At 63.5% G+C, this 12,963-nt stretch carries 11 protein-coding genes; 2 read left to right on the forward strand and 9 right to left on the reverse strand.

The features are described from left to right. Positions 1-5: 5 nt before the first annotated feature. The 6 genes from tssG to tssA form a co-directional block, all read right to left on the reverse strand. Positions 6-1,013, reverse strand: coding sequence for a type VI secretion system baseplate subunit TssG (gene tssG / locus NGM28_RS23035; protein WP_011531909.1), 1,008 nt, complete (start codon positions 1,011-1,013; stop codon positions 6-8). Then, positions 977-2,764, reverse strand: a complete 1,788-nt coding sequence (tssF, locus tag NGM28_RS23040) for a type VI secretion system baseplate subunit TssF (protein ID WP_011531908.1) — start codon at positions 2,762-2,764, stop codon at positions 977-979. The genes tssG and tssF overlap by 37 nt, the downstream gene beginning before the upstream one ends. Before the next feature lie 85 nt (positions 2,765-2,849). Beyond that, entirely contained in the window at positions 2,850-3,266 is a 417-nt protein-coding gene (gene tssE, locus NGM28_RS23045) for a type VI secretion system baseplate subunit TssE (RefSeq protein ID WP_011531907.1), read from the reverse strand. A 9-nt stretch (positions 3,267-3,275) separates the two neighbouring features. Next, a complete protein-coding gene (tssC, locus tag NGM28_RS23050; RefSeq protein ID WP_011531906.1) occupies positions 3,276-4,748 on the reverse strand; it encodes a type VI secretion system contractile sheath large subunit in 1,473 nt (490 codons plus the stop codon). 27 nt (positions 4,749-4,775) lie between these two features. Continuing rightward, positions 4,776-5,276, reverse strand: coding sequence for a type VI secretion system contractile sheath small subunit (gene tssB / locus NGM28_RS23055; RefSeq protein WP_213659336.1), 501 nt, complete (start codon positions 5,274-5,276; stop codon positions 4,776-4,778). Between the two features lie 33 nt (positions 5,277-5,309). Continuing rightward, positions 5,310-6,866 carry a type VI secretion system protein TssA gene (gene tssA, locus NGM28_RS23060; RefSeq protein ID WP_213659335.1) on the reverse strand — a complete coding sequence of 519 codons (1,557 nt, stop codon included), beginning with the start codon at positions 6,864-6,866 and terminating at the stop codon, positions 5,310-5,312. A 204-nt stretch (positions 6,867-7,070) separates the two neighbouring features. Here tssA and NGM28_RS28720 point away from each other — a divergent pair, with 204 nt between their 5' ends. Next, positions 7,071-7,205 (forward strand): hypothetical protein, encoded by a 135-nt coding sequence (locus tag NGM28_RS28720; RefSeq protein ID WP_286089073.1) that lies wholly within the window; start codon positions 7,071-7,073, stop codon positions 7,203-7,205. A gap of 213 nt (positions 7,206-7,418) precedes the next feature. On the opposite strand, the gene NGM28_RS23065 is transcribed toward NGM28_RS28720, so the two are convergent. Beyond that, positions 7,419-7,961, reverse strand: coding sequence for a single-stranded DNA-binding protein (locus NGM28_RS23065; RefSeq protein ID WP_011531903.1), 543 nt, complete (start codon positions 7,959-7,961; stop codon positions 7,419-7,421). A gap of 9 nt (positions 7,962-7,970) precedes the next feature. Then, positions 7,971-9,365 (reverse strand): MFS transporter, encoded by a 1,395-nt coding sequence (locus NGM28_RS23070; RefSeq protein ID WP_252091650.1) that lies wholly within the window; start codon positions 9,363-9,365, stop codon positions 7,971-7,973. 129 nt (positions 9,366-9,494) lie between these two features. Between NGM28_RS23070 and uvrA the strand changes: the two genes are divergently transcribed. Next, positions 9,495-12,329 (forward strand): excinuclease ABC subunit UvrA, encoded by a 2,835-nt coding sequence (gene uvrA, locus NGM28_RS23075; RefSeq protein ID WP_252091652.1) that lies wholly within the window; start codon positions 9,495-9,497, stop codon positions 12,327-12,329. A gap of 152 nt (positions 12,330-12,481) precedes the next feature. On the opposite strand, the gene bfr is transcribed toward uvrA, so the two are convergent. Continuing rightward, positions 12,482-12,946: a bacterioferritin gene (gene bfr, locus NGM28_RS23080; RefSeq protein WP_011531900.1), complete on the reverse strand. Its 465-nt coding sequence runs from the start codon at positions 12,944-12,946 to the stop codon at positions 12,482-12,484. Between the last annotated feature and the right edge of the window lie 17 nt (positions 12,947-12,963).

The following is a 12,963-nucleotide window of genomic DNA, read 5'->3' on the forward strand; positions in this document are numbered from 1 at the left end:
GGTCCTTAATGAATTTTGCTTCCCAGGGTCACCACGCCATCGGCGCGCTCGCGACCCAGCCAACTGGTCCAGCCCAGGTGGCAGACGTTCTGTTCGCCGATGCGCAGCTCGCGGATCTCTTCGCGGCGCAGCTCCAGGCGGATGTCGTAGTCCAGCGGGTCGCGCAGGGTGAAGCGCGTCAGCGCGCACAGCGGCTGGTAACCAAAGCCGATCGGCAGGAACTCGTGAAAGCGCTGCCAGTCCAGCTGGGTGATATGGATGCGGAACTTGCCGCTGCGGTCGCGCACGCGCTCGCCCAGCACGGCGTCTTCGCCCAGCAGGCTGTTGGCCAGGCCCAGGCGGTTGCACTGCTCTTCGAGGATGTCCACGCGCCGCTCCAGGCACTGCTCGATCACCAGGTCGGCGTGCTTGAAGTAGTAACGCAGCACCGCCTCGATCAGCGCCGCCGAGTGGGCGCGCAGGCTGAGCACGCCGAGGTACGGCAGCAGGCGTTTCCAGTTCAGCTCCTTGGCCCGGCGGATCTCCTCGCCCCCCAGCCCGATCAGGGCGAACAGGTGCGACGAGAAACCGTCCAGCGCGCCGCTCTCGAAGCTGGCGCGGTAGCGGTACTTGCGCCAGATCGGCAGCAGCAAGCGCTGCAGGCGGTGGTGGAACAGGTCGAGGAACGTCCGCGTCGGGTTGCCGTCCTCGTTGTCGCCCAGCGCCTGCTCGCCATAGAACGCCGGCAGCGGCGAGCTGGAGCCAACCAGGCCGATCAGGTTGAAGCGCATACGCGCGCGCAGTTGGCCGTGCTCGTGGAAGAACTCGATGCGGTCGACATCGCTGCCGGGGAAACCCAGGCTGGGGTTGGCCTGGAACTCCACCAGGTCGTAGAGCTCCTCGTCCTCCAGGTACGGGTAGGCCTCGCGCAACTGCTCCATCACCAGCAGCACCGCCTGGAACAGCGAGTACTCGCGGATGCTCCGGCTCAGCCGGCTTACAGCAGCGGTTGCAGGCCCATGCGTGGTGTCCATTGGTACACCTCCCCTTGTGTGCTTTTCACCCGCAACTCGTGGTACGAGTTGAGGCTGGCGTAGAGCGCGAAGAATTCATTGAGCACCGAGGCGAAGACGAACAGGTCGCCCTCGCCGATGTAGCCTTCCGGGTCGATGGTCAGCTCAGTGCGCAGGCCGCGCAGCGGCAGGCCACGGTGCAGGCGGTCGACATGCTGGTGGCGGATCGACTTGAGCCCGCCGAGCAGGCGCCGGCTGACTTTCTCGGCGTGCTGGTCGTAGTAGCGCGGCAGGTCGTAGGTCTCGAGGATCACCTTGAGCGCGTCGACGTCGGCCAGCGACAGGTAGTTCAGCGACATGTTGCTGATCAGCTTCCACAGGAAGTCGCGGTTCAGCGGCGGCGCGTAGCTGGCGGTGACCGGCGTGATGTTGCGGAAGGTCAGGAACTCGGGGGTCTCCTCGCTGAGCATGCAGATGTCGCCGAGCTTGAGACGGCGCGGCAGGTTCTGGTTGGTGCAGGTCAGCTCGATCGACAGCGTCTCGTGGGACTCGGCCTGGTGCACGCCGAAGCTCAGGTAGGTATCCAGGCCGTCGTGCAGCAGCGAGGAGCGCTGGCGGATGCTGTAGTGCGGGCGGTTCTGCGGCACGTCGAAGCTGGCGTCGTGCTCGAACGATTCGAACGGCACGTAGTTCTGGTAGCCCAGGCCACCCGGGCTCCAGCCGGTCACGCTATCGACCGAGAACACCCCGCAATGCTCCAGGTCGAGCTCGGCCGGCAGCAGCAGGTATTCGTCCTGCTTGCCATCCAGGCGGATGGGCAGGGCGTCGTGCTTGAACAGGTTGGCGATGGGCGTGCAATACAGCTTGACGTTGTCCAGGGTCGGGCGCAGGCGCTGGGCCTCGCCACGGCGGATATCGAAGCGCAGTTCGACGCCATGCACCTGCTTGAGGGTTTCCTCCGGCAGGCTCTGCAGCACCTCCAGGCCGGTCACGTCGACGAACAGGAATTTGTCCTGGAAGGCGAAGTACTCCTGCAGGAAACGGTAGCCACGGAAGGTATTCAGCGGGTATGGGATCAGCGCCTCTTCCTCGGCGAAGCCCACCGGATGCACCTTGGCCGCCGGCGCGCGCAGCAGCAGCGGCTCGCCCTTGGCGTTGAGCATTGGCTTGCCGTGGCTGTCCAGCGGCATCAGCTCGATACCGGCCAGGCTGCGCAGCAGGCTCAGGTAGAGCATCTGGCTGATGTAGCGCTCGCCGGCCAGGTGCAGGCGCAGCTTGCTGAGTTTCACATCGCCAAGATTGCCGTCGCAGTTCATGTCCAGGCGCAAGCTCAGCAGCGCGCCCTGGCCGTTGAGCGAGTAATTCAGCGCGCTCAGGCGCAGTGGCAGCACCTCGGTCGGGTAGCAGGTGCGAAAGCGGCAGCTGACACCGTCGATCGGCTTGCCTTCCACCGGCGTGTCGCGCTCGACCCGCAGGGCCGGGCCCGCCTGGCGCAGGGGGTCGAACTGCAAGATGCTGAACGCCGGCAGCGGGCGCATGTAGTTCGGCCACAACAGGTGCATCAGCGAGTGGGTGAGTTCAGGCAGCTCGTCGTCGAGCTTCTGCCGCAGGCGGCCGGTGAGGAAGGCGAAGCCCTCGAGCAGGCGCTCGACGTCCGGGTCGCGCCCGGCCTGGCCGAGGAACGGCGCCAGCGCCGGGCTGCGTTCGGCAAAGCGCCGCCCCAGCTGGCGCAGCGCCGTCAGCTCGCTTTGGTAGTAATAGTTGAAGGACATCCGTCGTTCCGCCTGAATTCAGATCTCGAGTACCGCCAGTGGCGCAGGGTTCGTGAAATCCAGGGCTATGAGAGGCGCGACATCGTTAGTCTCCTTGACTGACACTGACTTGCCCGCTGCCATCCAGGCGCGCGGCAAAACTGACAGAGCGCTTGATGCCGTCCACCTCAAGCTGGCCTTCGATACTGAAAGCCAGCTTGAGCTGATCGTGATCACGCGGTCGGGAAATCACCCGGACATCGGACAGGCGCGGCTCGTAGGCCTCGATGAAATGCTCGATGGCCCGACGGGCCTGGCTGAGCGCATCGTGCAGGCTCAAACGCATGTCGTTGAGGTCCGGCAGCCCGTAGTCGGCGAGCGTCTGCACGCTGCCGGCCCGGGTGCTGAGCATCTTCGCCAGATGAGCGGCCACGGAAGCCATGGCGGCGTCTTCACGCCGCCAGTTGGCACGCTGGTCGGACTCGCCGCTCAGGCGTTCGAACAGGCTTCCGTAGCCATTCATCATCGACGCTTACTCCTTGTCCAGCTTGCCGACCAGCGACAGGGTGAAGTCGGCGCCCATGTACTTGAAGTGCGGACGCACGTTCAGGCTGACGCGGTACCAGCCCGGCTCACCTTCCACGTCGCTGACGATCACCTGGGCGGCGCGCAGCGGACGACGGCCGCGTACTTCGGCGCTCGGGTTCTCCTGGTCGGCCACGTACTGGCGGATCCACTTGTTCAGTTCCAGCTCCAGGTCGGTACGTTCCTTCCAGGAGCCCAGCTGCTCGCGCTGCAGGACCTTGATGTAGTGGGCCAGGCGGTTGACGATCATCATGTACGGCAGCTGGGTGCCCAGCTTGTAGTTCAGCTCGGCAGTCTTGCCTTCCGCGCTGATACCGAAGAACTTCGGTTTCTGCGCCGAGTTGGCCGAGAAGAACGCCGCGTTGTCGCTGCCCTTGCGCATGGTCAGGGCGATGAAGCCCTCTTCGGCCAGCTCGTACTCGCGACGGTCGGAGACCAGCACTTCGGTCGGGATCTTGGTCTCGATCTCGCCCATGCTCTCGAAGTGGTGCAGCGGCAGGTCTTCCACCGCGCCACCGCTCTGCGGGCCGATGATGTTCGGGCACCAGCGGAACTTGGCGAAGCTGTCGGTGAGCTTGGTACCGAAGGCGTACGCGGTGTTGCCCCACAGGTAGTGCTCGTGGCTGTTGGCCACGGTCTCCTTGTAGACGAACGACTTGACCGGGTTCTCTTCCGGGTCGTACGGGTTGCGCAGCAGGAAGCGCGGCACGGTCAGGCCGATGTAGCGCGCGTCCTCGGACTCACGGAAGCTCTGCCACTTGGTGAACTGCGGGCCTTCGAAGTGATCCTTCAGGTCCTTCAGGTCCGGCAGGCCGGTGAAGCTTTCCAGGCCGAAGAATTTCGGGCCGGCGGCGGCGATGAACGGCGCGTGGGACATGCAGGAGACGCTGGAGACGTACTGCATCAGCTTGACGTCCGGCGAGCTCGGCGACAGGTAGTAGTTGGCGATGACCGCGCCCACCGGCTGGCCACCGAACTGGCCGTACTCGGCGGTGTAGATGTGCTTGTACAGGCCAGCCTGCATCACTTCCGGCGAGTCTTCGAAGTCGTCCAGCAGGTCCTGCTTGGAGACGTTGAGGATCTCGATCTTGATGTTTTCACGGAAGTTGGTGCGGTCGACCAGCAGCTGCAGCCCGCGCCAGGCCGATTCCATGGCCTGGAAGTCCGGGTGGTGGAGGATCTCGTCCATCTGGCGGCTGAGCTTGGCATCGATCTCGGCGATCATGCGGTCGACCAGCGCCTTCTTGACCGGCTCACCGTCGTTCTGCGGCTTGAGCAGTTCTTCGATGAAGGCCGACACGCCACGCTTGGCGATGTCATAGGCTTCATCGTCCGGGGTCAGGCGGGTTTCGGCGATGATGCTGTCGAGAATGCTGAATTCGCTGTTCTCGGCGCTCTGTTGTTGTGCGGCGGTGCTCATGGCAATTAGCTTCCTTGACTAGGGGGATCAGGCGTCAGGCGTGGCGTTCAGGCCCAGCTCACCGAGCACGCGCTCGCGGGACTCACCGTCGGCCAGCACGCCTTCGATGGCCTTGCGGAACGCCGGGGCGTTGCCCAACGGGCCTTTCAGGGCGACCAGGGCTTCACGCAGCTCCATCAGCTTCTTCAGCTCAGGCACTTGCTCGACCAGGCTGGCCGGGTTGAAGTCCTTCATGGTGTTGACGCGCAGGCTGACCGCCAGCTCGTCGCCTTCGGCACCTTCCTGCAGGCGGTTGGGCACGGCCAGGGTCATGCTCAGTTCCTGCTTGGCCAGCACCTCGTCGAAGTTCATCTTGTCGATGCTGATCGGCTTGCGGTCTTCGATCTTGCGATCGTCGGCACGCAGGGTGTAGTCACCGATCGCCAGTAGTTTCAACGGCAGTTCGATCTCTTCCTGAGCCCCACCGGTGGCGGGTTTGAACGTGACGTTGATGCGTTCCTTGGGGGCTACCGAGCCTTCTTTGGCCATTGGTTTTCTCCTTGAGGGTTATGGCCCTTGGGCCTATTCGAGTACGACTTCGAGATCGAGATGGCACAGTCTGCGGTAGATCTCGTCCTTGCGTTCGCGCACCACATGGTTCTGCGGCAGCAGCTCGCAACAGGTATGCAGCAGGTGCAGCACCTGCAGCGACAGGTCGGGTTCCCAGGCATCCACGCCGGACTGGCGCAACTGCTCGTCCAGGGCTTCCAGCTGGGTCTTGGCCAGTTCGTATTTCTTGGCCGTGTAGCAGAGGCGCGCCTGGCTCAACTGCCAGAAAAAGCGCTCGCGCCCGCCGTGGGCGCCCTGCATCTGCTGTTTGAGGTGTTGCACCGCGCTCTTGAGGCCATCCTTGCGCAGGATCGGCTGCACCGCCTCCAGGGCTTCCTCCCAGGGCGCCTGGCGCACACCGGGCTCGGTGACCGGCTGGGCCACCTCGGCCTGCAGGTGGGGGGTGACCTGGGCGGCAATCCAGGCGCGGGTCTCGGGGTCGGCGAAGGGGGTACCGTCATGGAACTTCAGCTCGATCACGCTGGGCAGGCGTTGCAACAGCGAGGCGAAGTTCATCTCCACCTCGCGCATGCCGGCCTCGACGTTCAAGGCCTGGCAGCACTCCCACACCAGGCGCTGGCCGTCGAACCAGAACGGCGCCTTGGCCACGCTGTTCTCCAGCTCCACCAGCAGGTCGGCATAATTGCCCTGCTCGAAACGCTCCCTGTAGCTCTTGAGCTTGTCGGCGGGCAGGCCACGCAGTGCGGTGACATTTTCGGCGTTGCGCTCGGGCATCGCCTCGATGGGCAGCCACAGCAACGTGCGGTTCAGACGCAGGGCGCGCAGGTCAGTGGCTTTCTGACGCTGCCACCACACGCACAACTGCCGGCCCTGCTCTTGCTGGGCACGCAGGGCTTTATTCGCATCCTTTTCGTTCTCCACCGGCTCGCCCGGGGTGAACAGCTGGGTGGCCGCCTGCTTGACCTGGGCGACGATGGCGCCGACCGCGCCAGGCTGCGGCTCGTTGTCGGCCGAACGCTGGACCTGCCCCTTGAGTGCACGGCAGATTGGCAGCAGCAGGGGCGCATCATCGCCCAAACGGGCGGACAACGCCGCCTCCAGGCCACCCAGTTGCTCGACCATCTGCTGGAACAGCGGCAACTGTTCCTTGATCGCGATGTCGGCACCCAGCGCCTGCTCGAGGCGCGGCACCAGCCAACCGATGGCGGCGGAACGGGTACGGGGTTTGGCGGGGTGGACGTCGTCCCAATGGTGCTCGCACAGCTCGCGCAGCAGGCTGATGCCCGCCAGCAGCCCGGCGTAGGATTCGCGCTGGAACAGGGCCCAGGTCAGCCAGGAGGCCACGCGCAGGTCCTTGGACTGGTCGCGCAGCAGCGCTTCACTGTTCTCGAGGATCTTCAGCCAGTCCACCTGGCCGCTGGCATGGATCGACTGCGCCCGGGTCAACTCGCCTTCGAGGGCTTCGAACTCGGTAGAGAAGCGCACGTCGTCACCACCGAAGGAGCCCGGCGAGACGGCATTCTTGCCGAGTTCCAGATAGCGCGCAGCCAATTTAGAAGAGTAAGACATCCATATCTCGCATTTAGAACTCGCACATCGATTCCGGAACCTGAGTTCCAGAACTTTGCTGTCGGGAAGTTCTATCGATTCAGTTCACAATCCAGTGAACAGGTGGTCAAGCGGATGAATAGCCTAATGCCATCAATGCGACATTGCAACCACTCAAAAGGATAGGCAAAAGCAGAACGAAAACACCATCTCAGGGTTTCCCTGATGCCGACTAATATTATCCCTGAGGCAGCTGCAAAAGTTATTGACGAAACTCAATCAGGTATCGTGGATAACTCCTTGAAAAATTTAACAGTAATTAAAAAAAATCGCCGCGCTTTCTCGCTACGATTTTTTTGAAAAGCGTGTCGGAAAAGTTACGATCAGAACGAAAGCTCACTGTTAAACCCGACGAGATGCCTAAACTATGGCATAGTGCCATCAAGTTGTTTTCAAGTGCGCTGCAGTCTCGAACTGAGTACCGCGCTGGCATACTCGGCAAATCAGTGCTCCAACAAAAAGCCCCCGAAACTTTCGTCCCGGGGGCTCGCAACCAACGGTCACACTTCAGGCTTAGAACGGAATATCGTCGTCGAAGCTGTCGAAGTCAGCGGCTGGCTGCGGGGCAGGCTGCTGCGGTGCTGGACGCTGAGGGGCCTGCTGCGGGCGTGGAGCCTGCTGGCGTGGCGCCTGGTTGTACTGCTGCTGGCCGCCCTGGTTGTAATTGCCGCCACCCTGGTTGTATGGGTCGCCACCTTGCTGCTGGTTCTGCGGACGACCGCCGAGCAGCTGCATGGTGCCCTGCATGTCGACGATGATCTCGGTGGTGTAGCGCTTGATGCCGTCCTTTTCCCACTCGCGGGTCTGCAGCTTGCCTTCGATGTACACCTGCGAACCCTTGCGCAGGTACTCGCCGGCAATTTCGGCGACCTTGCCGAACAGCGACACGCGGTGCCATTCAGTACGCTCGACCTTCTGCCCGGACTGCTTGTCGGTCCACTGCTCGCTGGTGGCCAGGCTCAGGTTGGTCACGGCGTTACCGTTGGGCAGGTAGCGGACTTCGGGATCCTGACCGCAGGTACCGACCAGAATGACTTTGTTAACCCCACGGGCCATAACGTTCTCCTAGGCTTCGCACGCCGAAGAGGCTGGGTTCACCAGACGCTCGAGGGTCGTACGGTCCAAAATTTTCGTATCCAGTTTGATATAGATGGCGGCTTCTTCTGCCACCACCACGGCGTCGGTCACACCCGGCACGGCCATCAAGCGCTCGGTCAGCCCGGCCTCCCGGACCGCCTCCGGCGTCAGCGGCATGCGCAGGCTGGTCACGTAGGGCGGCTCGTTCATGCGCAACGCAGTGAGCAGCCAGAGGGCACACAGGCCCGCGCAACCGAGAAACACCATGCTCAGGCCACCGTGCTGGAACAACCAGCCACCGATGATTCCTCCCAGCGCGGCACCCAGGAACTGGCTGGTGGAGTACACCCCCATCGCAGTCCCCTTGCCGCCAGCGGGCGACACCTTGCTGACCAGCGAAGGCAGAGATGCCTCCAGCAGGTTGAAGGCAGTAAAGAATACCACGGTGCCGATCACCAGTCCGCGCAAGTTGTCAGCCCACTGCCAGAAGAACACCTCCACCAGCAGCAACACACTGACCGCGCCAAGCAGCACGCGTTTCATCTTGCGCTTCTTCTCGCCATAGATGATGAACGGGACCATTGCAAAAAATGAGACGAGCAGCGCGGTCAGGTACACCCACCAGTGCTGCTCTTTCGGCAACCCACCGCGCTCGACGAACGCCAGCGGCAGCGCCACGAAGCTGGCCATGAGAATGGCGTGGAGGATGAAGATACCCACATCCAGGCGCAGGAGGTCCGGATGACGCAGGGTCGGGCCGAGAGCCTGGCGGGCCACGCCGGATTCGCGATGCTGCAAGGTGGTGTGGGTGTTGGGCACGACAAAGGCGATCAGGGCGATCCCCACCAGGGCAAGTCCCGCAGTGGCGAGGAACAATCCTGACAAGCCAAAGGCGCGAGTCAACAACGGCCCGATCACCATCGCCACGGCGAACGACAAGCCGATGCTCATGCCGATCATCGCCATGGCCTTGGTCCGGTGCTGTTCGCGGGTGAGGTCGGAAAGCAGCGCCATCACCGCCGCGGAAATAGCGCCCGCGCCTTGCAGGATACGCCCGGCAATCACACCCCAGATCGAATCTGCCTGGGCCGCCAGCACACTGCCCAGGGCGAAGATCACCAGCCCCAGGTAGATCACCGGGCGACGGCCGATGCGGTCGGAAATCACCCCGAACGGAATCTGCAACACGGCTTGGGTCAGGCCATAGGCACCGATGGCCAGGCCGATCAGCGCGGGGGTGGCGCCGGCCAGGTCCATGCCGTAGGTGGCCAGCACCGGCAGCACCATGAACATGCCCAGCATACGAAAGGCAAAGACCAGGGCCAGGCCGCTAGCGGCGCGGGTTTCGCTGCCACTCATGCGTTCGTTGTGGGTGTCGTGCATGGAATAACCTCGTGTGAACCGGCGGCGATTCTATCAGTCCGACGCGTTGACGGCATATACGTGACGCTTTGCCGCGTACTGGCAGCGCGCCGTATACTCCTGTGTTTATGCCCGCCGAGCGAGGCCGCAGTGGACAAGATCCTGATTCGTGGGGCACGCACCCACAACCTGAAGAACATCGACCTCACGCTACCGCGGGACAAGCTGATCGTGATCACCGGCCTGTCCGGTTCCGGCAAGTCGTCCCTGGCGTTCGATACCCTGTACGCCGAAGGCCAGCGCCGCTACGTGGAGTCGCTGTCGGCCTATGCCCGGCAGTTCCTGTCGATGATGGAAAAGCCCGACGTCGACACCATCGAAGGCCTGTCGCCGGCCATCTCCATCGAGCAGAAGTCGACCTCGCACAACCCGCGCTCGACCGTCGGCACCATCACCGAGATCTACGATTACCTGCGCCTGCTCTATGCCCGGGTCGGCACGCCACGCTGCCCGGACCACGACATCCCGCTGGAAGCGCAAACGATCAGCCAGATGGTCGACCTGGTGCTGGAAAAACCCGAAGGCAGCAAGCTGATGCTGCTGGCCCCGGTAATCCGCGAGCGCAAGGGTGAGCACCTGGCGGTGTTCGACGAGTTGCGTGCCCAGGGCTTCGTACGCGCCCGGGTCAACGGCAAGCTCTACGAGCTCGACGAACTGCCCAAGCTGGACAAACAGAAGAAGCACAGCATCGATGTGGTGGTGGACCGCTTCAAGGTCCGCGCCGACCTGCAGCAGCGCCTGGCCGAATCGTTCGAGACAGCGCTCAAGCTCGCTGACGGCATCGCCCTGGTGGCGCCTATGGACGACGAGGAAGGTGAGGAGACGATCTTCTCCGCCCGCTTCGCCTGCCCGATCTGCGGCCATGCCATAAGCGAGCTGGAACCGAAGCTGTTCTCCTTCAACAACCCGGCCGGCGCCTGCCCGACCTGCGATGGCCTGGGGGTGAAGCAGTTCTTCGACACCAAGCGCCTGGTCAACGCCGAGCTCACCCTCGCCGAGGGCGCGATACGCGGCTGGGACCGACGCAACGTCTATTACTTCCAGATGCTCGGTTCACTGGCCACGCATTACGGCTTCAGCCTTGAAGAACCGTTCGGCGAGCTCTCGGCCGATCACCAGAAAGTGATCCTGCACGGCAGCGGCAAGCAGAGTGTCGACTTCAAGTACCTCAACGACCGTGGCGACATCGTCAAGCGCTCGCACCCGTTCGAGGGTATCGTGCCCAACCTCGAACGCCGCTACCGCGAGACCGAGTCGGCCACCGTGCGCGAGGAGCTGGCCAAGTTCCTCGGCACCCAGCCCTGCCCCGACTGCCGCGGCACGCGCCTGCGCCGTGAGGCCCGGCATGTGTGGGTGGGCGAGAAAACCCTGCCGGCAGTCACCAACCTGCCGATCGGCGAAGCAAGCACGTACTTCGGTGACCTGACCCTGACCGGCCGCCGCGGTGAGATTGCCGCGAAGATCCTCAAGGAGATCTGCGAGCGCCTGCAGTTCCTGGTCAACGTCGGCCTCGACTACCTGACGCTCGATCGCAGCGCCGACACCCTGTCCGGCGGCGAAGCCCAGCGCATCCGCCTGGCCAGCCAGATCGGCGCCGGCCTGGTGGGCGTGATGTATATCCTCGACGAGCCGTCCATCGGCCTGCACCAGCGCGACAACGACCGCCTGCTGGCCACCCTCAACCACCTGCGCGACCTGGGCAACACGGTGATCGTGGTGGAGCACGACGAGGACGCCATCCGCCTGGCCGACTACGTGGTGGACATCGGCCCGGGCGCCGGCGTGCACGGCGGGCAGATCGTCGCCGAGGGCTCTCCGGAAGAAGTCATGGCGCACCCTGATTCGCTGACCGGCAAATACCTGTCCGGGCGCAAGAAGATCGTCGTGCCCGCCAAGCGCACCCCGCGCAACAAGAAGCTGTCGCTCAAGCTCAAGGGCGCGCGCGGCAACAACTTGCAGAACGTCGACCTGGAAGTGCCGATCGGCCTGCTGACCTGCGTGACCGGCGTGTCCGGTTCGGGCAAGTCGACGCTGATCAACAACACCCTGTTCCCCCTCGCCGCCACCGCCCTCAATGGCGCAAGCAGCCTGGAGGCGGCGCCGCACGCCAGCGTCGACGGCCTGCAGCACCTGGACAAGGTGGTCGACATCGACCAGAGCCCGATCGGCCGCACCCCACGCTCGAACCCAGCGACCTACACCGGCATCTTCACACCGATCCGCGAGCTGTTCTCCGGCGTGCCAGAGGCCCGCTCACGCGGCTACGGGCCAGGGCGCTTCTCGTTCAACGTCAAGGGCGGCCGCTGCGAGGCCTGTCAGGGCGACGGCCTGATCAAGGTGGAGATGCACTTCCTGCCGGACATCTACGTGCCCTGCGACGTGTGCAAGAGCAAGCGTTACAACCGCGAAACCCTGGAGATCAAGTACAAGGGCAAGAACATCCACGAGGTGCTGGAAATGACCATCGAGGATGCCCGCGAGTTCTTCGACGCGGTCCCGGCACTGGCGCGCAAGCTGCAGACACTGATGGACGTCGGGCTTTCCTACATCAAGCTGGGGCAATCGGCGACCACGCTGTCCGGCGGTGAGGCGCAGCGGGTCAAGCTGTCGCGCGAGCTGTCCAAGCGCGATACCGGCAAGACCCTGTACATCCTCGACGAGCCCACCACCGGCCTGCACTTCGCCGACATCCAGCAACTGCTCGATGTACTGCACCGCCTGCGCGACCATGGCAACACCGTGGTGGTGATCGAGCACAACCTGGATGTGATCAAGACCGCCGACTGGTTGGTGGACCTGGGGCCGGAGGGCGGCTCCAAGGGTGGCCAGATCATCGCCTGCGGTACGCCAGAGGAATTGGCCGAGCAGAAGCAGTCGTACACCGGGCATTACCTCAAGCCGCTGCTTGAGCGGGACCGGGCCTGACCTGATGTGAAAAAGCCCCTGGCATTGTTCAATGCCAGGGGCTTTTTTGTGTGGCCTGCACGGACCTGTTCGCCAGCAAGCTGGCTCCTACAGAAGAGCGGCGCAACCGAGACCTCGTAGGAGCCGGCTTGCCGGCGAACAGGCCCGACCGATCACATCTGCGATTGCAGGTAGTTCTCCAGGCCAATGGCCTTGATCAACCCTTGCTGCTTCTCCAGCCAGTAAGTGTGATCTTCTTCGGTATCCGCCAGTTGCGCGCGCAGGATGTCGCGGCTGATGTAGTCCTTGTGCAGCTCGCACAGCTCGATGCCCTTGCACAACGCGGCACGTACCTTGTACTCGAGCTTCAAGTCGGCCTCGATCATCTCCGGCACGGTGGTGCCCACTTCCAGGTCGTCGGCGCGCATGTCGGGCGTGCCCTCGAGCATCAGGATACGGCGCATCAGCGCATCGGCGTGCTGGGTCTCTTCTTCCATCTCGTGGTTGATACGCTCGTAGAGCTTGCCCAGGCCCCAGTCTTCGTACATCCGCGAGTGAATGAAGTACTGGTCGCGCGCGGCCAGCTCGCCTTTCAGCAACGTGACGAGGTAATTGATTACGTCCGGGTGACCTTGCATCGCCCTGCTTCTCCCTG

Origin of the sequence: Pseudomonas sp. MWU13-3659 (genome assembly GCF_023757525.1) — a bacterium.
In the GTDB taxonomy this organism is placed as follows: domain Bacteria; phylum Pseudomonadota; class Gammaproteobacteria; order Pseudomonadales; family Pseudomonadaceae; genus Aquipseudomonas; species Aquipseudomonas entomophila_E.

Coding starts and splice junctions, on each gene's coding strand:
- tssF (WP_011531908.1), bottom strand. CDS start 2,764: ATGTCCTTCAACTATTACTACCAAAGCGAGCTGACGGCGCTGCGCCAG.
- tssB (WP_213659336.1), bottom strand. CDS start 5,276: ATGGCCAAAGAAGGCTCGGTAGCCCCCAAGGAACGCATCAACGTCACG.
- tssC (WP_011531906.1), bottom strand. CDS start 4,748: ATGAGCACCGCCGCACAACAACAGAGCGCCGAGAACAGCGAATTCAGC.
- tssA (WP_213659335.1), bottom strand. CDS start 6,866: ATGTCTTACTCTTCTAAATTGGCTGCGCGCTATCTGGAACTCGGCAAG.
- NGM28_RS23070 (WP_252091650.1), bottom strand. CDS start 9,365: ATGCACGACACCCACAACGAACGCATGAGTGGCAGCGAAACCCGCGCC.
- bfr (WP_011531900.1), bottom strand. CDS start 12,946: ATGCAAGGTCACCCGGACGTAATCAATTACCTCGTCACGTTGCTGAAA.
- tssE (WP_011531907.1), bottom strand. CDS start 3,266: ATGAATGGCTACGGAAGCCTGTTCGAACGCCTGAGCGGCGAGTCCGAC.
- NGM28_RS28720 (WP_286089073.1), top strand. CDS start 7,071: ATGCCGACTAATATTATCCCTGAGGCAGCTGCAAAAGTTATTGACGAA.
- NGM28_RS23065 (WP_011531903.1), bottom strand. CDS start 7,961: ATGGCCCGTGGGGTTAACAAAGTCATTCTGGTCGGTACCTGCGGTCAG.
- tssG (WP_011531909.1), bottom strand. CDS start 1,013: ATGGACACCACGCATGGGCCTGCAACCGCTGCTGTAAGCCGGCTGAGC.